The organism is Mycoplasmopsis pullorum (assembly GCF_001900245.1).
GTDB lineage: Bacteria > Bacillota_I > Bacilli_A > Mycoplasmatales > Metamycoplasmataceae > Mycoplasmopsis > Mycoplasmopsis pullorum.
In genome coordinates this window covers 752604-778983 of the sequence record NZ_CP017813.1, presented here as the reverse complement: position 1 = coordinate 778983, position 26380 = coordinate 752604, and the positions used below count along the sequence as shown (strand labels likewise).

General features: G+C 28.4%; 22 protein-coding genes. All 22 read right to left on the bottom strand.

Translation table 4 applies throughout. The annotated features are described in order from the left end of the window. Window positions 1–12: 12 nt before the first annotated feature. The gene (locus BLA55_RS03220; protein WP_256373985.1) at window positions 13–1362 is read right to left on the bottom strand and encodes a dihydrolipoyl dehydrogenase family protein; all 1350 of its coding nucleotides are present in this window, start codon (window positions 1360–1362) and stop codon (window positions 13–15) included. Window positions 1363–1378: 16 nt separating this feature from the next. Beyond that, a complete protein-coding gene (locus BLA55_RS03215) occupies window positions 1379–1816 on the bottom strand; it encodes an Rrf2 family transcriptional regulator (RefSeq protein ID WP_073372648.1) in 438 nt (145 codons plus the stop codon). A gap of 79 nt (window positions 1817–1895) precedes the next feature. Further along, window positions 1896–2783, bottom strand: coding sequence for an aromatic motif membrane protein (locus tag BLA55_RS03210; RefSeq protein WP_073372647.1), 888 nt, complete (start codon window positions 2781–2783; stop codon window positions 1896–1898). Window position 2784: 1 nt separating this feature from the next. Then, window positions 2785–3798, bottom strand: coding sequence for an aromatic motif membrane protein (locus tag BLA55_RS03205; protein ID WP_157089922.1), 1014 nt, complete (start codon window positions 3796–3798; stop codon window positions 2785–2787). Further along, the gene (locus BLA55_RS03200; protein WP_073372645.1) at window positions 3785–4747 is read right to left on the bottom strand and encodes an aromatic motif membrane protein; all 963 of its coding nucleotides are present in this window, start codon (window positions 4745–4747) and stop codon (window positions 3785–3787) included. Before BLA55_RS03200 ends, BLA55_RS03205 begins: the two co-directional genes overlap by 14 nt. Further along, window positions 4725–5429, bottom strand: coding sequence for an ABC transporter ATP-binding protein (locus BLA55_RS03195; RefSeq protein ID WP_073372644.1), 705 nt, complete (start codon window positions 5427–5429; stop codon window positions 4725–4727). Before BLA55_RS03195 ends, BLA55_RS03200 begins: the two co-directional genes overlap by 23 nt. After that, window positions 5429–7201 carry an ABC transporter permease gene (locus BLA55_RS03190; RefSeq protein WP_073372643.1) on the bottom strand — a complete coding sequence of 591 codons (1773 nt, stop codon included), beginning with the start codon at window positions 7199–7201 and terminating at the stop codon, window positions 5429–5431. The genes BLA55_RS03195 and BLA55_RS03190 overlap by 1 nt, the downstream gene beginning before the upstream one ends. A 110-nt stretch (window positions 7202–7311) precedes the next feature. Continuing rightward, window positions 7312–7749, bottom strand: coding sequence for a 23S rRNA (pseudouridine(1915)-N(3))-methyltransferase RlmH (locus BLA55_RS03185; RefSeq protein ID WP_073372642.1), 438 nt, complete (start codon window positions 7747–7749; stop codon window positions 7312–7314). Then, on the bottom strand, window positions 7739–9571 hold the full coding sequence (mnmG, locus tag BLA55_RS03180) for a tRNA uridine-5-carboxymethylaminomethyl(34) synthesis enzyme MnmG (RefSeq protein ID WP_073372641.1): 1833 nt from the start codon (window positions 9569–9571) through the stop codon (window positions 7739–7741). The genes BLA55_RS03185 and mnmG overlap by 11 nt, the downstream gene beginning before the upstream one ends. A 191-nt stretch (window positions 9572–9762) precedes the next feature. Further along, entirely contained in the window at window positions 9763–13056 is a 3294-nt protein-coding gene (locus tag BLA55_RS03175) for a hypothetical protein (protein WP_073372640.1), read from the bottom strand. Window positions 13057–13112: 56 nt separating this feature from the next. Further along, window positions 13113–14645: a DUF2130 domain-containing protein gene (locus tag BLA55_RS03170; RefSeq protein ID WP_073372639.1), complete on the bottom strand. Its 1533-nt coding sequence runs from the start codon at window positions 14643–14645 to the stop codon at window positions 13113–13115. Window positions 14646–14732: 87 nt separating this feature from the next. Beyond that, window positions 14733–16079: an APC family permease gene (locus BLA55_RS03165; RefSeq protein WP_073372638.1), complete on the bottom strand. Its 1347-nt coding sequence runs from the start codon at window positions 16077–16079 to the stop codon at window positions 14733–14735. A gap of 43 nt (window positions 16080–16122) precedes the next feature. Continuing rightward, on the bottom strand, window positions 16123–16785 hold the full coding sequence (locus tag BLA55_RS03160) for a deoxynucleoside kinase (RefSeq protein ID WP_073372637.1): 663 nt from the start codon (window positions 16783–16785) through the stop codon (window positions 16123–16125). Next, window positions 16769–17458, bottom strand: a complete 690-nt coding sequence (locus tag BLA55_RS03155) for a deoxynucleoside kinase (RefSeq protein ID WP_073372636.1) — start codon at window positions 17456–17458, stop codon at window positions 16769–16771. The genes BLA55_RS03160 and BLA55_RS03155 overlap by 17 nt, the downstream gene beginning before the upstream one ends. A 100-nt stretch (window positions 17459–17558) precedes the next feature. Beyond that, a complete protein-coding gene (gene rplT, locus BLA55_RS03150; RefSeq protein WP_073372635.1) occupies window positions 17559–17909 on the bottom strand; it encodes a 50S ribosomal protein L20 in 351 nt (116 codons plus the stop codon). A gap of 84 nt (window positions 17910–17993) precedes the next feature. Next, on the bottom strand, window positions 17994–18182 hold the full coding sequence (gene rpmI, locus BLA55_RS03145) for a 50S ribosomal protein L35 (RefSeq protein ID WP_073372634.1): 189 nt from the start codon (window positions 18180–18182) through the stop codon (window positions 17994–17996). After that, window positions 18183–18776 carry a translation initiation factor IF-3 gene (infC, locus tag BLA55_RS03140; RefSeq protein WP_073372779.1) on the bottom strand — a complete coding sequence of 198 codons (594 nt, stop codon included), beginning with the start codon at window positions 18774–18776 and terminating at the stop codon, window positions 18183–18185. A gap of 283 nt (window positions 18777–19059) precedes the next feature. Next, entirely contained in the window at window positions 19060–20025 is a 966-nt protein-coding gene (locus BLA55_RS03135) for an ABC transporter permease (protein WP_073372633.1), read from the bottom strand. After that, window positions 20012–21631, bottom strand: coding sequence for an ABC transporter permease (locus BLA55_RS03130; RefSeq protein ID WP_073372632.1), 1620 nt, complete (start codon window positions 21629–21631; stop codon window positions 20012–20014). The genes BLA55_RS03135 and BLA55_RS03130 overlap by 14 nt, the downstream gene beginning before the upstream one ends. Further along, a complete protein-coding gene (locus BLA55_RS03125; RefSeq protein WP_073372631.1) occupies window positions 21631–23448 on the bottom strand; it encodes an ABC transporter ATP-binding protein in 1818 nt (605 codons plus the stop codon). Before BLA55_RS03125 ends, BLA55_RS03130 begins: the two co-directional genes overlap by 1 nt. Window positions 23449–23525: 77 nt before the next feature. After that, the gene (locus BLA55_RS03120) at window positions 23526–24917 is read right to left on the bottom strand and encodes a BMP family ABC transporter substrate-binding protein (protein WP_073372630.1); all 1392 of its coding nucleotides are present in this window, start codon (window positions 24915–24917) and stop codon (window positions 23526–23528) included. Between the two features lie 229 nt (window positions 24918–25146). Next, window positions 25147–26124 carry a 6-phosphofructokinase gene (gene pfkA / locus BLA55_RS03115; RefSeq protein WP_073372629.1) on the bottom strand — a complete coding sequence of 326 codons (978 nt, stop codon included), beginning with the start codon at window positions 26122–26124 and terminating at the stop codon, window positions 25147–25149. Between the last annotated feature and the right edge of the window lie 256 nt (window positions 26125–26380).

Below are 26380 nucleotides of genomic sequence, written 5' to 3'. Positions count from 1 at the left end.
TTAAAAATAATGCTAAATTTCATTTAATGATTCTGTAAAAGTTGGATGTGTGTAAATAAAGTTTTTTAAATCATTATATTTAATTTGATATTTGATTGCTAAACTAATTAAATTAATCATCTCAGCGCTCTCATAATTAAAGATTGTTGCTCCTATAATGCAGTCGTTTTCGTCAATTAAAAGCTTCATGAAACCTTTCTTTTCGTCTATTACATGAGCTTTTGGAATTTGCAATGTTGAAATGCGTTTAATACTGTATTTTAAACTCATCTTTTGAGCTTGTTTTTCATTATATCCAGTACGAGAATAAGTAGGATCAATAAACGTTGAAGTAGGTAATCAAGTTCGATCGCTTAAATCTCTCAATAAATCTAAACTAAGAATTTGGGGTAAGATAATTCTTGAATCATCAAGAGAAACATAAGTAAAAAACGCTCCACCTTTGACATCTCCACACGCAAAAATATGTTGTGCAGTCGTTCTTAATTTTGAATCAACTTTAATTGCATTGTTTTCGACTTCAACACCAGCTTTTTCTAAATCAAGACCTTGAATATTAGGTATTCGACCAATACTCATTAAAACAACATCGTATTCGTTAACATGATTTGAGTTTTCATAAGTATATTCAACAATTACCTTATCACCTTGATCTTTGAAAGATTTAATTTGTGCGTTGAAAATAAAATTAATTCCTTGGCTTTTTAGTGTTTCGAGTACCACATTAGCATCGTCATCATCTTCACTTGGTAAAAAATCATTATTATGCTGTATTACTGTTACTTTGGTTCCGAAATTACTATAATAACTAGCAAATTCTAAACCGATAAAACCAGCTCCAACTACCAGCATTGTTTTTGGTAATTGATCTAAATCTAAAATTTCTTTGCTTGAGAGTACCCGGGGACTGTCAACTGCTCCTGGGATAAAATTAGGTACTCGTGGAGTTGAACCGGTGTTAATTACAATTTTCTTAGCAGATATCACAACTTCTTCATTTTGATGATTAACTATTTTGATGTTATGTGAGTCAACAAATGAAGCTTCTCCAAGATACACGTCACAATTTTTATTATTTGCTAATAATTCATAATTTTTTTGATTTAAGAATTTAACAAATTCTCTTTTGTGTTTCATCGCTTCTTTAAAGGTGTTTTGATTAAATTCTCAATTTCTTTCAACACCTAATTTTTGCACTTGTTGCAACACTTTTGCACTATGAACTAATGATTTAGATGGTAAACAACCAACATTGATACAAGTACCACCATACATTTTTGGATCTTTTTCAATAATAGCAACCTTTAATCCTGCATTCGCTACTTCTTTTGCTAAGGTTTTTCCGCCTTTACCTCAACCTATAACTACTAAATCATATTTACTCCTTAGTTTCTATTAATTGTTTTTCAATCGATGAAATTGAAATATTAGACAATTCTTTTGTGATAGTTTCATTGAGTTTTTCAACTAATTCATTTGTAAAATCGGCAAAATTTTTCGAAATGTTGCAATTAGAATCACCACCGCTTAACCACGTAACATTAATAAAATTAAAATTAATTGTTTTGACCAACTCATTTAAGTTCAAATCATTTTGTGCAAAAATATAACCACCAAATCTTCCGTCTTTTTTGTTGATTATTCCTTTCTCGACAAAAATTGACATTAGTTTTCTAACTTGCACAGGATTTGCGTTGATATTTTTTGCTAATTCAGAACTTGAAACGTAATCTTTTTTATGTCATAAATAAGTTAATGCATGCAAAGAGATCACAAAATCACTAAAACAAAATTTATTATATGTAATATTTTTCATTACATATATTTTAAACTAAAAAATCAATTTTACTGAATAAAAAACACGGAAATTTCATTTTTTCCGTGTAATTACAAAATTAATCAGTTTTTAAATCTGCTAAAACGTACACTAATTTGGTACCACCATAATTGTCATAAAATAGAATTTCACTTGTATTAGAACCATAAAGATCGTAATCCGCAAAGCTTTGAGTATCTAAAATATATTTTTTGAGATCAAAATCACGTAATTTATTTTTTGATTCAAGTAATTTTGGAAAAGTATAAATATATCCAAAGATTGAAATTTCGGGTTTTTGTTGTTCTTTATAAATTGTTAAATTAATTTTAAAAATAAATCCTTCATTAGTTAAAAAATAGATATAAAATTCACTCGAATAATCATCATCGCTGTATTTTTGAATTACATAATCAATAATTTTATTTGATTTTGGATTATAAAAATTTTTGTAAAGTAAAGAATTTTCATCTGCTTCTTCACGTCTGGCAACGCTTTCTTGATCGTTTCCAGTATCATCTTCATCTTGAACAAAAATCATTTTGTTTAAATTAAATAAATAAAAGAGTCAATTTTTACTTAATAATTCTTCAATTTTTGCATCAGCAACTTCTAAAGTTTCCGCTTTTGGATATCCTCAAATTCCGCTTCTAGTTGTATTTAAGGAATAAGTAATATGATTCGCATAACGCAAGGCAGCACTTATTTGCATTTTATAGTCTTTTTTGAGTTCTTTTTGTTGATTTACGTATTCATTTGCTGCGTTTGAATCGTGTCCAAAACATAGTTTTAACAACTCTTGGATCATTTTGTTTTGCACAAAAATTTCAAATTCATCATGACTAGTTTGAACATCAATTTTTAAATCGTGCCGCTTATTAATTGAAGTATTAGAACATGAAATAGCACTTAAAGTAGTGCCGAAAAAACTAAATAAAACTAAATTTTTAATAATTTTTGATTTCATTTTATTCCTTAATTATTGGTAAAACTAAAGAAGCTTCACCATAACGTTGTTTTTTAACTAAATCATAAACATATTGCTTATATCCACTTGCGTATTTGTGAATCAGTGCATAGTGATTGATCGAAGAAATTAAATTCAATGATAATTTAGGATTTTTGCTATTTGCAAAATATCAAATAAATGGTGCGATTTTAATATTTGCATTATTAGAATTTAAGTTTGAAATTGCAATTCGAAATACCATTTTATCCTTTACCAAATAATAAATTGCACTGTTGTTTAATTCTTTAGATTCTTCTCCGAATTGCAAATTATCAAGATATGAATCCAAAAATACTTTCTTTTTAGGTAATTTTGTTTCTTGAAGTGAATTTAAGTAGTTTGAATTAAAGATTTGAGCAAATTCATCAGGTAAATTGTTATTATTTTCCCTCATTAAATCACTATAAAACTGTATTGAAAGTAATTTAAAACTTTCGAATTCAAAAGCATTTATATTACTTAAAAATCAATATCAATTTTGATTAATTAATTCATCAACTTGTTCTAAATATTCCATTTGTTTGAAATTCAAATCTAATAATTTATCATTATTTGCTTTTATTCTTTCTTTGGTTTGAGCAATTTCGACTTGTTTCATGTTTGCAAAGAATTCCAATACTTTTAATTCCTTAACAAGTTCTTCGTTTTGCAATTCTAATTCGTTTTTTCGTTCAAAAACATCTAAATATTTTTGTTTAACTTCATAAAATAAATCTGATATTTGCGAACTGCTTTGTTGTTTTAAAAACTCGACCTTAGAACTTTCATCGCTTTTATAGACTAATTTGAGCAATTTGTCTAAAATTTCTTGTGTTTTGTTAATTTCATCACTCTTAAAATTCGAATAATAATCTAAATTTTGGTCAATATATTTTTCGAATTGCTCTTTTTTCTCATAATTTACACATGATGTTATAGCTAATGGTGTTAAACACAAAGAACCTAATAATCAAAATAATTTACTTGTCTTCATTAACATAACCTCATGTATATCTTTTAATTTGCGTTTGACCTTGTGTATTAATTTTAATAATTGCACGCTTTAAAAATTCAGAATAATTACCTAAGCGATAAAAATCAAAAACTTTTTCATCATTATTGTTCTTCAAATAGTTTTCAAAGTCAAAATTCGGATCAAGTGAAATTTGATATTCTCTTTCTTCTTCGTCATAAAGATTTTTAGCTTCAAATAATGAATCTGTCAAATCACTTAACAAATTAGTTAAATTGTCACTTTTTTCTACAACTAATAATTCAGGTAAAACTCTCAAATATCTCTTGTTTTTAAATTCAAAACTCAAAATTGGCACTAATTTATTTTCTTCGAATTGAATAAAGAGTAATTTCTTATTTTGAAGTTGATCATATTTTGAGTTTGTAATTTTGATTTCGTGAATATTTTCAATATGATTAGATTTTAAAGTCACTAAAATCGTTTTGTCTTGGTACATGTTTTGAATCTTTTCTTTAAGATTTTCATCAGAACTATAAACACTACCATCGTAATAATTACCATATGGATTAAAAACAAAAACTTGTTTTTTAATATTATTTAAAAATCAAAATCAATCTTGATATAAGATGCTTTTGATTTTTTTAATTGCTAAATTAGTTCGTTTAACTTTATCACCAGAATTAGAATAAACATTCACATCTCACAAAGGAGCAAATAATATTGCATAGTTAAATTCTTTAATTAAATCACTTTGAATTTGTTGTTGTTTAGTATAAAAATCTTGAATCTGTTTTTGGTCGTTATCAAAAAAAGATTCAACCAAGTCATTTAATTTTGCATCAACCGATTGCGAAAATTTTTTTTGATATTGAATTTGTGTGACGTTTGTATTAGTACATGCGGCACTTAAAAATAGTGGAGCAGCAAAAATCAGACTTGAAAAACTAATTTTTAATAACTTTTTCATAGAAAATTGATTCTAAACTTTCTTTTTTGACACCGCTATACAAAATTTGACCTTGATGAATCAAAGTTAATGAATCGACATATTGATCTAATTCACTCAAAACATGTGATGAAATAAAAATTGTTGTTCCGTTTTGATTTAATTCTTTTAGCAATTTAAACAAATTAAATCTTGCTGTTGGATCTAAATTGGCTGCTGGTTCATCTAAAATAATCAATTCTGGATTAGTAATTAATGCTTGAATTAATAAAATCTTTTTCTTTTGACCAGATGAAAAATTAAACGGTTTAGCATGTTTAAGTTCAAAAATACCAAATTGTTTTAATAATTGATCAATTTTGACTTCAATTTCATTTTTGTCAATATTACTTAATAATGCAAGTGAATAAAGATACTTATAAACACTAATGTCTTTTGGAAAATTCGCATGTTCTGGTACATAACCTAAAAAATGTTTACTTTTATAATCGCGATTTGTTAAATTATTAATCAAAATTTCACCTTGATAATCATAATAAGCACCAACAATACTTTTAATTGCTGTTGTTTTTCCAGCACCGTTTTCACCAATAAAAGCATGAAATTGTCCTTTTTCAACGTTAAAATTTAAGTTGAAAATACCACTTTCTTTTGTTTTATTTCGATATATTTTGCTTAAGTTTTTAATTTGTAAAATATTCATTATTTATAATCCTTTTTGGTGTATTTGATTCCGTTAATAGTTAGTAAAAGTGAAATTAATAAAATTCAAATGATAAAGTAAGTTTCTTTAATAATGATTGGATTTGAACGTGAAAGTTCAAAAACATTTGTAACATTTTGGAACATATAATTTTCATTTGAGTCTAGATTATAGCGGATTACTACATTTTTCTCACCATCAATTTCACGTACTTCTTGCATTGTAGTATATGCCGAATAACCACCAATATTGTATTTATAATCACCAATTTGTACTTTTAATTGATGCGGTTCAAAAGTACCATTATCATTATTTCATAAGATTGATTCTAAAATCTTTGAATCTTGTAAATTAAAGTAAACATAATAAATTAACGCTGCTGCTAAATAGATTTTTTTCTCGCTTAGAGTTTTGATTGTTTTATTTTCAATCATTTTTTCATCAAAAAGAGCAACAAATGAATTTTGATAACGATTTAAGAATGAATCTGAATTATTTAATTCTTTTTCAATTTCTTCCAAAATTTTGGTTTTTGCGTATGCTAGTTCATCATTTTTGATTTTTGCTTCAAGTTGAGCGAATAATTTTTTTGCATAATCGTTAAAATTTTGATCTTTTAAAACATCAATTAAGAATTTTCATTTTAATTCACCAACTAAATTATCACTTGCTGAAAAAACATAAGTGTCTTCTGGAAAAGTAAGATTAAATGAATCAGCACCTTCACGTGCATAAATTAATGTTGTATTAACTATATTTTCTCTTTCTGTTTGATTTTTCAATAATGATGGTATTAAATAGTATTTTTGTTGATCTTTTTCATAATTAAATAATTTTGCGTTTTGGTCTAATTTATAGTTGTATAAGTATGAATCTGAGTTATTGTAATTTAAATAATTGTCTAAATTATTTTTATTATGTTGTGTTTTATTATTGTTAAAAATATCTAAAAATTGATATGGTACAACTAAATATGAATATCAAGCTAATTCATTAACTGAATTTTTTGATTTGTTGTACGCTTGAGTAATAAATTCTTTTTGTTTATCGCTAAATTCATTTTTTGCATATCCATTTGGAACAAGATATAAATTATCTTTTTGATTATTAAGATAAAAATACTCTGAATTTGAAATTTTTCCTGATAAATTATTGTCGTATTTTAAATTTAGGTAGTAAGCAAAATTATTTGGAATGCTGGTTGAATTATAATTAACGATAATACCACCTAAAATTGCTGGAATACTCACTAAATAAGGTATCGTAATTGCAATTTTAGAATTCAATTTATAAGCAATTAATGATGAAATCACTCCGAAGAAATTAAAAATAGTAAAAAAGGTGATTAAACTAAGTGCAAAAACTAAAATTCAGCTTAAAGAATAAGTAAAAATTAAAGCAAAAATCGAATTAAAAATAGTAAAAAGTAAACTGTAAAATAAACTAAAACTTAAACAAAATAGCGTCTTACCAAAAAATATGTTTTTCCGACTAATTGATTTACTTAAGCTTAATATTTCAATTCCTTCTTCTTCTAATTCTTTAAAAACACTTATATAAATTAATGAACTATAGAAAATACTAAATAAAATTTGAATAAAAACGTTGATATATAGTGGTGAAAATCCATTAAAATCGATTTTTAACAGATTTAAAGAAATGGAAATTATTAAATCTAATAACAAAAAGATTATCAGACTCAATCATGTTATTTTTTTAGAAAAAATTATATTTTTGAGAAATAAAACATAATTTAGTACTTGTTTTGACATAAAACTCCTATTTTATATTACTGATTTGTAATATTATACATTATATATTGCTACTTAGTAATATTTTAAGCAAAATAAAATCAAGCACTAAATAATGCTTGATTAGTATTCTATTTATGATATTTCTTATTATTTAAAATTGAGAATCCACGATAAATTTGTTCAGCTAACATGACTTTAAAAAGCTGGTGTGGAAAGGTCATTTTACTAAAATTAATTTTTTTCGCAAATGAAAATTCTTCCTCAACCACTCCGTCACTACCACCGATAATAAAAGTAATATTATCTTTGGTTAAAAGTGATGAAAATTCAACACTATCATATTGTTGTCCACGCAATGAACAAAGATAAACATCTGAATTCTTTGGAATTTTTTCTAAAATTAACTGAGTTTCTTTCTGCTTAATTAATTCAATATTTTTGTTTTTTTGTTCTTTAATAACTATTTCGTTAATTGTTGCATAAGCACCAGTTTTACGAATGTACTCATCAAATAAGATTTTAAAATTCTTATCTAAAGTTCCGACTGTAATTAAATTAATTTTCATTTTTTTTGTTTGTTTCTAAGTAAAATAAAAGCATTTGGATATCAGCTGGATTGATTCCGCTAATTCTTGATGCTTGTCCAATTGTTAAAGGACGAATTTTTTCCAGTTTTTGTTTTGCTTCAGTAGCTAAATTTTGTACATTTTCGTAATTGATGTCACTTGGTATTTTAAAGTTTTCCAAACGACGCATTTTATTTGCGTGACTTTCTTGTTTTTTAATATAACCATCTAATCTCACAATTGTGGTTAATTCATTTTTATATGGAAATTCTCCTAAAATGTCTACACTTTCCACATCAGGACGAGCGATAACTTTTAGCAAGCTAACACCATTTTCGATACCGTATTTTTTCGCAACCGGATCCTTCGATGATAAGAATTTAGTTTCTAATTCTTTGATTTTGTCATCAATCATTTGATATTTTGTTTCAATTGCTTGGTATTCCGCTTCGCTTAATAAGCCAATTTCATAACCATATTTTGCTAAACGTGAATCAGGATTGTCATTTCTTAATAATAAACGATATTCTGCACGTGAAGTCAGCATACGATATGGTTCTTTAGTTCCTTTAGTTACTAAATCATCAATTAAAACTCCGATGTATGCTTCATTACGTTGTAAAACAATTGGCTCCTTGTTTTGTAATTTACGTGCTGCATTAATCCCTGCCATTAAACCTTGTGCCGCAGCCTCTTCGTATCCACTGGTACCATTAATTTGTCCAGCTGTAAAAAGTCCTTTGATTCGTTTAGTCTCTAATGACGGAGTCAGCTCTAAAGGATCGAGTGCATCATATTCGATTGCATAAGCTCATTTTTGAATTCGTGAATTTTCTAGACCAGGTATTGAACGAACAATTTTGTCTTGCACATCAATTGGCATACTAGTTGAAAGACCATTGATGTACATAACGTCCCCTTCTTTAGTTTCTGGCTCAAAAAAGATTTGATGTCTTTCCTTGTCTTGAAAACGCATTATTTTATCTTCAATACTTGGACAATATCTCGGACCAACTCCTTCAATTACACCTGAATACATTCCACTTAAATGAACATTTTCTTTAATAATTTCGTGTGTTTGAGGCGTAGTGTAGGTTAAATAACAAGAGATTTGATTTGGTAACTTAACATTTGAACGACTTGAAAAAGTTAGTGCTGTGTCGTCCAATTTCTCCTTTTCGACTTTCGAAAAATCAATTGAATCGGTAAAAATCCGTGGCGGAGTACCAGTTTTAAGTCTTTGTAGAGTAAAACCGAGCTTTTTAAGTGAGTCAGATAAGCTAAATGTTGTTCTCTCCCCATCTGGACCACTCACCGTTACTTCTTGTCCCCGAATAATTCGTGAACTCATATATGTTCCGGTAGTCATTACTAAAGCTTTTGCACTTAAAATAGTCTCACCATTAATTTTTATTCCTGTAACACAGTTGTTTTCATCGACTAGAATTTCAGATACCTCAGCTTCAATTAAGGTTAAATTCGGTGTCTTTTGTAACGCCTCATAAATAATTTCTGAGTATTTTTCTTTATCAATTTGTGCTCTGATTGCACGCACTGCAGGACCTTTTGATTCATTTAACATTTTAATTTGAATCATAGCTAAATCCGCAAAATATCCTTGAACACCCCCGAGTGCATCGATTTCACGTGTGATTATTCCTTTTGCTGGACCACCAATTGAGGGATTACATGGCATCATCGCTAAACGTTTTAAATTAAAACTCACTAAAGCGGTTTTTTGGTTCATTTTTGCAAGAGCAAAAGCTGCTTCTACTCCCGCGTGTCCACCACCAATTACAATCGCATCAAATTCTTTATTCATATTATTCATAGTAACATAAATTTTAAATGAAAAGTTATTTTTTATATCAAAAAAAGCAATTTTTATTAACTTTTTTGCTTTATTTATCCACAGAAAAACAACTAAAGTTAATTGTCCCCTTTCTTGAAATTACATTTTAGGATGGTTGTGATTCAAAAACAAAAATGTCCCTACTGGGGACATTAAAGTTATTACTTATTATTACGTTTTTTGACTAAAAAGTATCATAATCCAGCAGTTAAAATAATTAATAACACACTAGGGATCGCAGTTGATAGAGCAATTTTCACTGCTTGTGTTTTTGAACTTGGGCCAGAAGTTGAAAACTGTGTTCTTTTTTCTTTTAAAGTAGCAATTTTACTTTGGTAAGCACTATAAAGAATTTCAGAAGCATCATTCTTTTGGACTGATTCTAATTTTCGAATATCTTCACCACTTAATTTTGATAAGTCTTGTTTTACTAAACTAAAGAAATTAGTTTCAACTAATTTTTCTTTAAAACTTTGATCCGCTTGATCAAAACTATTTAAAACTTTGTAAGCACTTCAATATTGTGCATCATCTGCGTTTACAATTCCTTCTACTAAAGAAATTTCTGCATTAGCAATTTCAAGTTCTTTGGTTAATTGTGCATTTAAGTTATCAATAATTCGCTCTAGCACAGAATCAGAACTTGAATTTGGATATGTTAATTTATCAGTATTTGAAATCGCTTTTTTCAATTCATTGATTGCATTTTGATCAGCATCTCAAGTTTTAGATTTAAACGTCACCACTGCTTGATTAATTGATTGAATATTAGCTAATTGTGCAACAGATTTTTTATAAATGTTTTCCTCTGAGAACCAACTCAATTTTTTCAATAATTCTTGAATTTGGTCAGCGCTTAAAGAGTTATTTGGCGCGTTGTTTACTAAAGCTTCTTTAGCACTTTCAAGGTTATTTGCATTAGTTAATAATTCAAATAATTTTGTTTTTACGGTTGGATCAATACTCGTTAATTCATCAATAAAGTATCCTTTTTCTTTTGGACTTAACAATTTTAGATCATTAATTTCTTTTTCAATGTTTATCTTAAAGTTATTAAATTCAAGTGCTTGAACTGCATTTTGTAATGCTACTTTGGCATCGCTGTATTGTTTTACAGTAGTTCCAGCAACGCTAGCTTTATTTGCTAAGTTCAACACAGCTTGCGCTGCAACTTTTAAAGCGTCGATTTTTTGTGAATCTGAGTCTAAATTAGATAAATCACCATTAAAATCTTTGACATTTAAAAGATTTTTAACTTCATCAATGAAGTTTGCTAAATTTTGTTGAGCTTTTTTAAGAGTATTAACTTGATTTAATAATTCGTCTAATTTTACTTTGTATTCTACAATGTTTAAGGTTAAATCCACTTGATTGATTAATTCTAAAATAGCATTTTTATCTTGTTTACTTAATCCATCATTTTGCATCAATACTACAATTGCATTAACTTTGTGGATTAAATTATCTAAATGATCTTCATTTAAAATTGAATCTTTGATTAAAAGATCTTTCACCATATCTTGTGTTGCAACTGAATTTTTAGCATCATATAAGGTTGATTTTAATACTTCTAAAATTTGTTGCAATTTTTGTGATTTCACTAAATCATCAACAGCTAAATTTGTTAATAATGAAGTTAAAGTAGCTTTTTGTGTAGCGCTAAGGTTTAATTCTTTAATTAATCCGGTTTGTTTGATACGGTTAAATAATACCAATACCTGTGTTTGAATTTGTTGAGGATCTTGATGATCTACGTAAGGATATACTAAATTGTTTAATTGACTTATAAAGTCACTACGTTCTTGATCACTTAAAAATGACGCTGAATTGATTAATTCAAAAACAGCTCATTTACCAACTAAATCAGCTTGCTCAGGTGCAATTTCACCATTGGTTTCATTAGCCAATTTTGAAGATTTAATTATTTCACTAATTTTTCTACTTAAGTTACTTTTTACATTCTCAGGATCTTTTAAATTTTCACTATCAGTATATATTTCACTCATTTCCTTGAAGAAATCTAATGTCATTTCAGGAGAAACATTATCTAGATATAATAATTCACGAATTCCGAATAGCACATTGTTGTATACATTAACCTTTTCAAACAAACTAGTTCCATCAGAAAATTGATCAGGAGTTGAATAAAGTGAATTAATCATTTTATCTTGAATTTCTTTAATAGTTTTTGCGTTTGAATTTTGAGCTTGTTCATCTAAGTTTTGTGATTTCTTTTCTAGTGAATGTTTTAAATGATTTACAAATAATATTGTGTCAAAAGTAGATTGAGCTTTGGTGAAATTCATATTGATGACATCGTAAAATTCATTTCTCATTGTTTCATCGGTGTCGTATTTCATCATTGTTTGAGACAATCAAAAAATCGAATCAGCTTCTATATAACCTTTTTTAGAAGCGTCAGGTGTTGCTAACCATTGTTCTTTAACTTCATTATTAGCATAATTTTTTAAATCTGCCAATCAAAGCATTTTTTCAATGTAATAATGAACTGCACGAACTTTTTCTGCAAAACTGTAGCGATTTTCAGATGTTAAACTAGTATTTTTTACGAAATTTTTCGCATCATCTAATGTATATCAATTATATTGAGAAATCTCCGGAAACTTATCTCGAACATCAGGATTAGATAAATTATCTAATTGATCATTGATATAAGAAGCTAATTTCAGTCTAGAAATTTCGGTTGTTCAAAAACCTGCAAATTCTTCGTATTGGAGATTGTTAGGGATTGTTAAGATATGGTTTAATAGTATATCTTTTTCGGAATTTTTTTGTCTTATTTCACCACGAATATTAAGGTTAATAAAACGATTCTCATTAGATGTAGAAGTTGGATCGTAAATTGAATTATTGCGAATCTGCTCGACTGCATAAATTTTTTCATTGATAATTCTTAAAGCGGTTGAAACTTTTCGACTAGATTCTTCATCATTTGTATTAAAATCAATTTTTAAAAGATTTTCATTAATTAAAACATCAGATTTTGGTAGATTTTTACTTCTTATTCTATCTATAAATTTAGCAAGTGAATTTCCGCTTGCACTAGCAATAAACCTTAAAAGATGCTTAGCAGAATAAATTTTTGAATCATCACTAGTAACATTAGTAATGTCTTTTAATTTATTAAATAATGTCATTTTATCAGTTTCATGTAGATGTTTAAATTCATAAATATCATTCGATACTAAAACTTTTTTTTCCAAAAATTCAAATAAATTACTATTAATATATGCGTTACTTGATTTAAGTGAAGTAAAATAGTCTTTTCAAGCTTGTTTAGCAGTATCGTCTAAATTTGGTTGACTATCAACTAATCAAATTAAACGTGATTCGGTAATTTCTGCTGTTGTACTTGCACTTGTCGCTACTAACATTGACGCTACAGGTGTCGCACTAGCAATTGCTAGAGCGACGTTCTTGTATTTTTTACTCATATATCTCCTAAAAAATAATTTAAAATTATTTATTTTTCAGTTTTATTGTATTTTTTCTATAAAAGTTTTTTCTTTTCTTCTTCGATTAAGATAAATTCTTGATTTTTTCTGTCATTTTCAATATTTTCGATCTTATCAATTACTCTTTTTCTGATGCTAAATTTATTAATTTTGTTAATTAATGTTGAATTAATTGCTTTTTGAATATCTTCAATAAATTCATTAATTCTATTGACCGAATTTTGAATTGAGTTTGCTTCTTTAAGTAATCCGCTGAGTTTGCTATTGATTTTTTCTGATGCAGTTTTGAGTAAATCATCTTTAAAGCTATTAAATTCTCTTAAAATTTCTTCTTTTTCTAAAAAGTTCATTTCATCAGACTTGAGCATGTATTTTTTGAGTGTAATATTGTAAAGAAGACCAATAATTTGCATCATCACTTCAGGCCGAACTATAAAAATATTAGGATAATTAATATCAGTTTCTACCAAAAAATTCTTTTCTGGATCTAATTCAGTAACTAATAAAGCGTATTCATGTTGATTTTTGATACGTTGTTTTTCGATTTTATCTAATCAATCAGCATTTTTTGTTGATCCTTTTTGACTAATTCTTGATTTAGCTTCAATTACAATTGAACCAATGTTTTTTTTGTCATAAAAATAATTAATCGCAAAATCTAATTTTTCACCATCAGTAGTTTTATTGATTTTTTGAATTCGATAAGGTGAACCTTCACCGAGTGGAGCAATAAATGATTGCACTTCATAAACAATTTGATTTTCAAAATCTTCACCGTAATCTTTAGTTGTATACGAGCTACGTTTGATTAATTGTGCGTTGTATTTTTCCTCTAATTTATTTTTTCCTTCTTTTAAGTACTCAATTTGTTGTTCGTTGTTTTTTAAAATTTGATCAAATTGTTTTTCAATCTCAATTTTTTGTACTTTTTGAAGTTCTTGAATTTTACGATTTACCGCTAATTCAACATCTTGCTCTTTAGTGCGTTTTAATTGATTGATTTGACTTTCTAGCGAATCAGAAAGTAATTTTTTTTCATTTTGAAGTTGCAATAATTGTTTTTCTAATTCTGACTTATGTTGTTCTTCTAATAAAGATATTTTATTCTGTAAATTAGCTAGTTTTAGATTATTTTCAACATTATTTTGTGAAATTTGTTTTTCGATTTCACTTTGTTTGATTTGGTTTAAGTTTTGAATTTGACTTTTGAGTTTTTCAATTTCAATATCTTTTTGTGTTTCTTTATTTTTCAATTCGATTGCTCATTTATTTTTCAACTCAAAAATTTTATTTTCTAAGTCTTGAATTTCAGAATTTTTAGCTTGTTCAACTTCTAATTTAAGAGCTCGCATTTGTGATTCATTAATTTCTTTTCATTGTTGTTCTTTATTTTTTAATTCTTCGCGATATTTTTGTTCTTTAATTAACTCAACATGTTCTAAAAAGAAACTAAAATCAAGTGTGTTTAAGTCATTTAAGTCAATATAATCACCTTGTTTTGCGTCTTCTTCAAGAATAAAAATTAATTTTTTTGGATCCTTAACACTAATACTGATTTTCTTAGACATATTACTCCTTTTTAGTTCTATAACTATCATTATAATATAAAAACAAGTCCAATTTCTAAAAGTTAGAATTAAACTTGTTTGTGAAAATTATTTGCGGTTTGCTCAAAAATAAAGTACGTAACCAAAAAGAACAGCAACAATAAATGAAACCAAAGTAATTGTATTATAGATACTTCAGCTCACGAATAAGATAAATGGAAATAGATAGGTGAAAACTAAAACAATTAAAGCAATAAAAGAAATTGAATAAATTATTTTTTCTCAAAGTGGAATGCGTTCAATCTTTTCTTGTTTTTCGAGAATAAATGCACAAACAAAAGTTAAAATATATTGCAATAAATAAGCTACGGTACCAATATTAATCACTGAAATCAAGAAATCTCCGATTTTAAAGACTTCCGGAATTAATCAAAAGACAATCAAAGAAAAAATTGTTACAACTAATGAAAAATAAATTGCGTTACTGAATTCTCCGTATTTGTTTCTTTTGACCAAAAAACGTGGTAAATAATTATCTTCAGCAAGTGGTATTAATAAACGAGCGTTGACTACGGTGTATGAAAGTTTCGATGAAATTTGGTTAAAAATTGTTCCGATAACAAACACAACTAAACCTGTAATTGATCAAACGCGTTTAAAAATATTGCTAAATTGTCCATTTAATGTTTGAGAATTAACACCTAAAATAACTAAATAAAAAATAAGATAAAAACTAAAAGTAAATCCAAAAGCAATAAATAAAATTTTACGAATGTTATTAGTTTTAACTTCTTTAGTCATTCCGGCTAAACTTTCAAATCCACCAAAAGCGTTCATAAAAGCAATAACAGTAGTGATGATTAAATAAATATTAACCTTATTATTCGTTTGTAAGTTTTGACTAAATTGATGATCCACAAAAGCAAGATAAATTGTGATACTTAAAGCTAAAAATAACGTTAATCATTTAACAATTGCTGAAGCTAGAATAATTTTTCCGTTTAATTTGAGACCAAAAGTTGAAACGAAGATTAAAATGATGTAAAAAATAAACGAAATTGCTCGAATAATTGAAATAATAGTCGAATTGTTCGTGATTACTGAAATAGCATCTGCAATAAATAATGGAGCTGCTGCTGAAAGAATCGGACCTTGAATAAATTGCATTCAACCATTTAAAAATGTAAAATGTTTGGCAAATTTTGAAGGTTTGATTTGTTTTGCATAATAATACGAACTACCGTATTCAGCACTGAATTTTGTCGCCAGACGCGAAAATAGGAGGACAACTCCTAGAGTAATTAAAGAAGTAATAATAATGACCAAAAGTCCATAAACCTTAAGATTTAAAACGCTCAAAATTGTAGATACAAATCCAAAACCAACGACAAAATTGATAATGAAAAACATAAATCCAATTTGAGAGAATGATTTGTTTTTAACTGTCCTGTTCATGTATTAATTCTAGCAAAAAAGAAAAAAAGCATAAAAAATATGCTTAATTTTCATTTTTTAGTTTTTTTCGGTTTTGTTCGATTAAATCAACCGAAGCTTTTAAAACTTCATTTTCATCTAAATTATTTGTATTAATAATTGCATAATTGACATTATATTCGTGACACAAATCAATGAAATTTTGTTTATAGGTGCTGTGCATTTTTTTGTAATAATCATAGTTAGTATCTCAATTGTCAACTTCAGCACTACGATTGCGTTTAAATAAACGTTTTTTGAAGGTGTCAAAATCAACATCTAGAAATATAACAAAATCAGGAATGTTAGTTGGATTAATCATTTGATCAACCATTTTTTTGTAAGATTTTCAATGTCGTGAACTTAAATCAAATGCGTTTTGAGCAAAAATAATGTGCTCAACACAAAAACGGTCTAAAAAGATGTCAAATTCGTCGTATTTTCGCTTCATTTGAGCTTCGATGTTTGTGAGTTCACTGATGTGTGAATCCATAACATAAGTTTCAAAAGCTAATGTAACATTAGCGCGACGTTGTAGGTGTCATTTTAATAAATTGTGAAAGACAATGTCATCCTCTTTAAATTCACTTAAAAAAGTAGCAGGTTTAAATTTGGAGTAATACTCAACTAAAGATGTAGTTAAAGAGCTTTTGCCAGATGAAATCATTCCACTAATTGCTATTTTCATGTTGCTCCTTTAACTTTAAACTTTGTTGGTATTCGTGAATAATTGCTTTAGCTTGTTCTAAAACTTGCTCTTCATTTTTGTTATTTGTGTCTAAAATTTGATATTTAACATTAAATTCTTCGCAAATTTGGATGAATTTAGTTTTGTAAATTGAGTGTAATTGAGCTCAATATTCTAAATTTGCATCTCAGTTGTTAATTTCAGCTGGTCGAGAGCGCTTGAGTAAACGAGTTTTAAATGTTTCAAAATCCATATCCAGATAAATGACAAAATCTGGTAATGAAGTTGGTGTGACTAATTCAGCAATACCGCTTTTGTAAATTTGCAGGTAATGTTGATCTTGCTCACTTGCAAAATCAATGCAGGCAAAAATGTAGTGCTCAAGTGGAAAACGATCAAGAAATATAAAGTCGCTTTGCTCGTCTAATTGCAATTGTGCAAATTGTGTACGAATATTTTCAACACGTTGGACGTGACTGTCCATGACATAAATGTCAAAGCTTAATCCTACATGCGGCTTGTGTTGTAGGAATCAATCAAGTAAACTTTCGAAAATTGAGTCATTTGACTCGTACTCATCTAATTTAAGACTTTGATTTTGATAAAGTTTTGAGAGTTGTTTAACCAAAGTGCTTTTTCCAGACGAAATCATTCCACTAATTGCAATTAACATTTTGACTCCTTAATTTTATTGTGCAATGATTATATCATTGAAAGTGAGAAAAACGATAAATAAAAAAGCAGTTTCCTGCTTTAAAATTTCAAATTGAAAATTATTTTCCTTGTGCTAATTGAATTAACATTTCGAATGTTTTAGGTTCGTTAATAGCTAATTCTGAAAGCATTTTACGGTTAATAGTAACATTAGCTTGTTTTAATCCGTTAATAAATCTTGAGTAGCTCATTCCGTGTGCTCTAGTTGCAGCATTAATACGTGCGATTCATAATTTACGGAAGTCTCTTTTAACTTGTTTACGGTCTCTAAAAGCGTATGTTCATGATTTAACAACAGCTTGTTTTGCAACTTTGTAACCGATTGATTTGTGTCCAAAGTATCCTTTAGCTAATTTTAATCATTTTTTACGTCTTGCTCTTGTAACGGTTCCACCTTTAACTCTTGCCATATTTTAAATTTCCTTTCTGAAGTTGTGTAATTATAAATTTAAAATTGATGATTTTGTCACTCAAATTGGACAAAATTGTAAATACTAAAACATTGCTTTGAATCTTTTAATGTCTGAACGTGACATTAAAGCAGCTTTACGAGCGTGACGTTTTTGTTTAGTAGTTTTGTTTTGTGCTAAATGTGAACGGAAAGCTTGTTCTCTTAAAACTTTACCTGTTCCTGTAATTTTAATACGTTTTTTTAACGCACTTTTGGTTTTCATTTTTGGCATTTATTCTCCTTCTTTAGTAACATTTTCTTTGCTTTTGTCACTAAGTTCTTTTTCTTTTAGATATCTTGCAATTTTTTGTTTGTTCGGTTGAAGATTCATATCAAGGAATCGGTCATTTACCAATTTTGCTTCCTTTGTAATTTCAGCAATATCTTCTAACGTTTTGAAAAATTTATCAAGTGTTGCAAGACCTAAATCTTGACGACCAATTTCACGTCCACGTAATTTAAGTGAAACCTTGATTCGGTCACCTTTGAGTAAAAATTCACGTGCTTTACGACTTTTGGTTAATAAGTCATTTTCACCAATCATTGGCGTTAATCTAACTTCACGATTTTGAACAGTCGCTTGTTTTTCCTTAACTTCTTTTTGTTTTTTCTTACGGTCGTATTTGAATTTACCATAATCTAAAATTCTCGCGATTGGTTTTGGTTCTGCTTGAATTAAAACTAAATCCATTTTTAAGTTTTTAGCTTGTTCAATAGCATCATTTGTGTATGTAACACCGATTTTTTCTCCGTTAGCTCCAATTAAAAATACTTGTTTAAAAGGAATTGCTTCATTTACATAGTGCTCAGCACTAGGTTTTTTCATTTTTGGTCTGATAATAACCCTCCTGTGACGAATAAATTCTTTGTTTTGAAATAAAAGTAAAATAAAAAGTGGTTGTGCCACTTCTCTACTAAAAAAGGTATCAGAAAAAATAATTATGATACATTTAATTGTAGCAAAACCCAAGGCTATGGCCATCAGGTGAGAAGTGAATCTACTTTCTGCAATTAAATATTGCTTATTTATTTTATCACTTTCTATTTTTTTGATGCAAAAAATAATTAAAAAAATAGCAGCTCAAAAACTACTATTTTTAAAATGATTTTTAGCGTTGCGATTTGTCATATGGAATCCCAGCTGCAGCTGGCCCAAAGGAACGTTTTGATGTAAAAATCATAATCACGAGTGTTGTGAAAAATGGTAATGTGTAGAACAATTCACGAATTTTTAAGTTGTTCAGTGCTTGAATAGAAGTAATTCCGTAGTAACTGAATCCGTATAATAATGCAAACATTAATGAAATTAATGCTGCTCAGTGCACTTTTCATTGTGACGTAATCATAATTGCTAAAGCTAGGAAACCAAGACCTTGGACATCACCGGTGGTTGATACAGTATCAATACGAATTTGCGAGTAAATTGCTCCAGCCATTCCAGCAATAAATCCTGAGATGAAAATACCTTGTCATTTCATTTTTAAAACATTAATTCCAGCTACGTCTGAAGCTTGTGGATTTTCTCCAACCGAACGAAAACGCACACCTCAACGAGTGAATTTTAATGCAAAGAATGCTGCAATACCAATAGCAATAACGACAAAAGTTTTGTAGCTGATTAAGTTTGAGATATTGGTAAAACTTTTTCCAATCGCAAGTTCATTTGTTTTTCTAAAGCTAACAACATGTCCTTCACCTTGAGCACTACGAATCGAAAGAAAAATAAGTAAAGCAATTCCAGCAACTAGTACATTCATAGCAAAACCTGAAATTGTTTGATCTGATTTTAATTTGATGGTAGTATAACCAAAAACCATAGCAAAGGCACCAGTTAGTAATGCCGCTAGCGGTGAAGTAAGAATTTGTCATCATGGAGAAATAGCTGTTTGATTACCGAATTTATCAGTAAAAATATAAGTAATTAATGCATACATTGTTGCACCAAAGATAATAAATCCATTGATTGCAATATTAACAATACCAGCACGTTCACTAAAAATTCCTGATAAAGTTCCTAAAAACAAGATACAAAAGATAAAAAATGATGAACAAATGACTGTACTAATTATTGACATTTTTTACCTCCTCTTTATTTTTATTAAAGAATTTTTGATCAATTCTTTGTTTGAATTGAGTGTATAAATCTTCTTTAAAGTTAGCATAAATTACTTTATTATCAGTACGTTTTGCTATTTCGATATTAATTTCATTTCTTAAGTCACTATAAGAGTTATAAATTTGATTAATTTCTTGTTTAACCTTATAGATTTCATCATACAATTTCATTTTTTCTAAATCTGAATCTGTTTTTGAAATTTCTAATAATTTTTGATCGATAATATCATGATAAGGTTTAGCTTCTTGTTTTAATTTTGAATTATTTTTATGTTTAAAGTTAAACAATTGTAGTCGTTTTTGATTAATCAAAATAAATGACTTAAATGATTTTTGTTTATGTGTTTTAAATTTAGATCAATATTCTTTTAGCGTTGCTAAATAGATATATTTAGTGAAAAATCTCAATGGTTTGAACTTAGCAAAAAGTAAACCGAGAGCACCAGCGAAAATAATTAAACCTGTAATAATAGGGAAGAAATCTTTATCAACTTTCGCAATACCTTCTAATACTTGTAAGTCACCTTTTGAAGTAAAAATTACAGAATAAAGAATTGCACTAAAACTGATTCCAATTGGTGAATTAAGTACTAAAAGAGCAATAGCAATTGCTTCAAAAGCAATAGGATAGGGACCATTTGCAATTTCATCACTTATTTTTCCATTATAAATTATTAAATAATAAAATCCCGCTATTCCACTAAGAGCTCCAGAGAGACCTAAAACCGAAATTGTCGTTAATTTTTGATTAACACCAACATATTGCGAGTTAGTACGATTTAATCCAATCATCTTAATTTTATAACCAAGTGTAGTATAACGATACATTAATCAAAATGAAACTGATAGAAATGCAAAAAGTGCTAATCCAAAATAAATAAAATTAAATTTAATCGCTTTTGGAATTCTAATTTTTTGTGTACCAACTATTGTATCTAAAAACTTATCGATTTGACTAGATGAATCTGATGCTTCAAAGAAAATTGAATTACCTCTGGTGAATAATCATTGTGCTAAATAACAAATAATTCAATTTAAAAAGATTGTCGAAATAACTTCATGCACATTAAAGAATGCTTTTAGAAATCCAGAAATTGCACCAACAACAAATCCTAAAAGAATAAAGACAAAGAACATACCAACTATATATGATGTTGGAACTTTTGAAAGTGGAGTTTTTGTAGAAATTATAATTGCAAAGAAAACAATTGCTGGTAAAGTCATTTGTCCAGATGAACCAATGTTAAAATATCCAGATTTAAAAGCTATAGCAATTGCTAAACCAGTAAAAGCAAAAAATAAGAAATATGAAAGCAAATCAAAACGATTGTTTTTATCAAAACCGGATTTAAACATCTCCTTAATAAACGAAAAAATATTAATATTCAGGTGAGAAGCTTCTTCAGCATTTGCTGAGTAGGTTTTAATAAAATAAAATAATGATGAAAGAAATAATCCGATAATAACTGCTCAAATTGAAGAATAAATCCGTCTACGATTATTTTTCTTATCTTCGAACATTAAATACGAACGCAGAGAATTTAACTTTTGATTAATAAAATTCATTATTGACCTCCTTGCTCGTTATTGTGTTTAGACATGTAAACACCAATTTCTGTACGATCAACTTCATACGCTTTTTTATTTAAAACATTACGACCATTGTTAATAATAACAATTCGATCTGCTAAAGATAAAACTTCATCTAACTCGTATGAAATTAATAAAATACCTTTTCCTTTTGCACGTTCTTCTAAGATATTTTGGTGAATATTTTGAATAGCACCAACATCTAATCCACGTGTAGGTTGTAGAATTAAAATGAAATCGTGTTCACTATTCATTTCTCTTCCGACAATAAATTTTTGTTGGTTTCCACCTGATAAACTACGTGCTTGTGAAATACCATTTTTAGTACCACGTACATCGTATTTATCTTTAATTGAATTAAATTCATTTTTAATATTTTTGATTTTAAAAATACCAAAAAATTGTAGTGTCTTGTCTCAAAGACGTCTAAGTTGAGTATTCTCAGAGATTTTGAAATCCAAAACTAAACCGTGTTTGTGACGGTCGCTTGGAATATATGATAATCCCATTTGCGAACGCTCAAAAGTAGAATAATCTTTAAGATCAATATATTCGTTGTCCTTGAGTTTTTTCAATTTGCTCATTTTGATGAACTCAAGAGTTAAAACAAGTCCAAAACCTATAATAATCAAGGCAAAAACTACTATATAGGTGATAAACATCATTTTAAATAATTGATTTTTTGTTATGGCGACAACAATTATAGAAGCGACTAATAAACAAATTAAGAAAAATAAAACTAATGTTTTAAAGTAGAGTTTTTTAACTTTATTTGAAAAGAATAAGTCAAATTTACGTTTAATTAACTCGGTTTTTTTCAAGTTAATTTGACTATCAACACCTTCTTGTTTAAGTGGATTCATCAATCCGCTAACCACATATTCTAAATCTTGTTGACCATTTCCCTCAACTCCGGCAATAGCAACAATTTCACCAGCATGCACTTTAAGACTAAAATCTCTTAAAGGTTTTGCAGATTTAGTCGAAACATTTTTCATTTCAAATAAAACTTCGTCACTGATATTTTGTCCACGATCAGTGTTAGCGGCATGAGTAATGTTGCTTCCGACCATCATTTGAGCCATTTGCTCAATTGAAACATCAGAAACTTTAAAGTTTCCTGTTACTTTTCCGTGTCTTAATACAGTTGCATAATCTGCAACTTCTTTAATTTCGTTTAGTTTATGTGAAATGAAAATAATTGTTTTACCTTGTTTTTTAAACAATCTAAAGGTTTCGAGTAAACCCTGAATTTCTTGGTCTGTTAAAACCGCTGTAGGTTCATCAAAAATCAAAATTTCAGAATCTTGATAAAGCATCTTCATAATCTCAACTTTTTGACGAGTTGAAACTGCTTCATTACTACTTTTATTGTTTAAATCAAAATCCAATTTAAAAACATTTTGAATTGTTTTGATTTTTTCAATAGCAGGAGCATAGTCAATAACACCAGGAGAATTTTTGCGTTTTGGTTCAACACCAAGAATAACATTTTCTAAATTAGTATAAACATTAACTAATTTAAAATGTTGGTGAACCATACCAATGTTGAGTTTCTTAGCATCGTTAGGTCCGGTAATACTAACTTGTTGACCATTAACTTTAATATATCCACTATCTGGTTCATATAAACCAAAAAGAATCGACATCAAAGTGCTTTTACCAGCTCCATTTTCACCAATTAAAGCATGAATAGTTCCTTTTTTAACAGCAAAAGAAATATTTTGATTCGCTTTAATTGAACCGAAAGATTTGGACAAATCAACAAATTCAATTGCATTAATTTCTTTCATGTATTCCTTTCTAATATTTAATATAAAAGTAGAAGAAAAGTTAATTTTCCTTCTACTTTAAAGCGATGACTAAGAAACTAACTTAATTTAGCAATTTCGTTAATAATTTTATTCAATCTTACAGGAATTTGTTCTTCTGGTGCATTATCAGATTTTAAAGCTTTTCCAGAGTTAATGAATTCAATATCTTCATCAGATAAAGCATCAAATTTCATTCTTGCAGCTTTCAATGCTTCATCCATTTTTGCACGATCTGCTTCATCTGTGATTTTAGATAGAACATATCCAACTCAGTTTTCTTTTAAAGAACCTGAGTGAGCAAACTTAGTATTAGCATCTTTTGATTTTAAGAAATTAGTTCCAGCCACTTCAGGGAATAAAATTTCTGTAACAATGTCGTATGTAGATTGAGCTATTCCTTTAGTAATTGATGTTAAGAATTTTCCAGCATTATCTTTGTAGGCTAGACTTTGGTCCACATCAACACCGATTACATATGTAGAATTAGAACCAGCTTTTCCTAATTCTGTTAACACTTCACCTGTAGCAGGTCCAGCAACAGGTAAAATAACTGAAGCTTTTGTAGCTACAGCAGTTGTTACGGCATTGGTCATTGTATCACCTGCTGCGAAACCAGAATCTAATTTAATATCTGGAGTATGTTTAACTTTAGTTTTAGGATTTTCCTCAGCATAAGCATAAAGTCCTTTTAAGAACCCTTCATTGAAGTCTGTAACACCTGGGAAAGGTCCACCACCAAATGAATTTGCTAATCTTTTAGCTTCATCGTTTGAATATTTTTCACCTAAGAATTTTGCAGTTGCAAAACCAACAACATATCCAGCTTCTTTCATTTTGTATTGTAAGCTGTAGAAGTAAGGATAATTAATATCTTCTGCGATATCAAAGTCAATACCAATAATGTGTACTTTCTTTTCAATTAAATCATCTAAGTTTTCAGTAATATATTCTGCAATTGCTGATTTGTGTTTAAATCCAGGTAAAACAATTATTTTATTACCTTTATTAATAACTGCTTTATATGCAGTTTCATAATTACCACTTGGTTTAACATAAGTAGGAATAATTTCAGTTTGATCGTAAATTAAGTTTAATGATTCTCAAGCAGATTGGTTAAATGATTTATCGTCAACATTCCCTTCATCTGTTACAAGAGCCATTTTCATTTTTTTAATTTCATCAGAAATAGTTTCTTTTGCAGGTAATTCTTTTTTATTAATTACAGCAACACGTGCATCTTCCTTAATATAACCAGGAACTGTTAATTTGTTATCGTCCCCAGGGGTTGTTGTCCCAGTACCAGGGTTTGTTGTCTCAGTACCAGGTTTTTTATCTACTGGTTTTTCTGGTGTTTTTCCTTTTTCGACAACACATGCTCCTGAAATTGCTGGTAAAACTGAAAGAAGTGATCCAGCTCCAAGGCATAGAAGTAATTTGTGTTTTTTCATAATTCTCCTCAATTTGTCTATTTGTCTACATTTTCATTATATATTTTTAAAGTTCGAACAATCTTATTTTTTATAAAAATAAGTTAATTTTCCACATATTTTATCAATAGTGTTAAATATCATGTGAATTTGCGAGTTTTTAAGAAATCGAGTTTCACTAAATATGAAAATTTTTCACAAATCAGAAAAAAGGTAATAAAAATATCAGTCTAAAAACTGATATTCGAAATTATTTGATTTTGTTTAATTTATTAAATTTGTTTGCACGTTCAACTGCTTTAGCTTTAGCTGGAGAGTGCATACTTAATGCTTCTAAAATTGGATTTGCAACAACATCGCCTTTAATGATTCCGATCGCGATTCCACTTTGTCCCTCTAATAAGAATTCAACAGCTTTAATCCCCATTAATGCGGCACTAATTCTTTCTTGAGCACTTGGACGTCCACCACGTTGAATGTGTCCCAAACTTGTTGGACGAGTTTCTCATTTAGTAGCTTTTTCAATTTCTTTTGCTAATTCAGCGATGTTGTATCTTTTTTCTGAAACAACAATCATAATTGAACGTCTTGATAAGTCTTTAGCTAATTCAGAAGCTTGTTGAACAATCTCTTCAACACTTAAAGTGTTTTCGCTAGTTGAAATAATTTCAGCACCAGTAGCAAGTCCGCTTCAAAGTGCTAAGTCACCACATTGATTCCCCATCACTTCGACTACCATAATTCTACGGTGACTAGTTGCTGTATCGCGAATTTTATCAATTGCATCAACAACAATATTTAAAGCAGTATCGTATCCGATTGTGAAATCACTTGAAGCAATATCATTGTCGATTGTCCCTGGTAGACCAACAGTTTTAACCCCAGCTTCATGCAAGAGTTGTGCTCCCATGTAGCTGCCGTCACCACCAATAACAACCAAGGCATCAATGTCTTTTGATTTTAAGTTGTTAATAGCTACTTGACGCACTTCAGGGTTTTTAAATTCTGGAAAACGAGCAGAATAAATTACAGTCCCACCTAAATTATTATATGCATCGAAATTGATTGTATCAGCTGGTACAATATTTCCTTCGTAAAGTCCTTTATATCCTTCGTAAACTACAAAAGCTTCCAAACCGTTTGCTTTAGCACTTTTAATGATTGCTCTTAGAGCAGAGTTCATACCTGGAGCATCACCACCAGAGGTTAATACAGCTATTTTTCTCATAATTCTCCTTTACTTATTTTAACTTTTAAATTCGTTTTATTCGTATTTCGATATAGATAAGAGTTGATAAAATTATATACGTTTTCACTTTATTCAATATTGGAAAATATATTATTTTTAGTGATCTGGTCTAAATAGCAAACTAATGCTAAAACTTATCGGAAATCGCAAGAATTTTCTTGCTTCTCAATCTAGTTTTAAATCTTTTTTTCGTTAACAAAAGCAAAAAATCAAAAAAATTTAAAACGAAAAATCC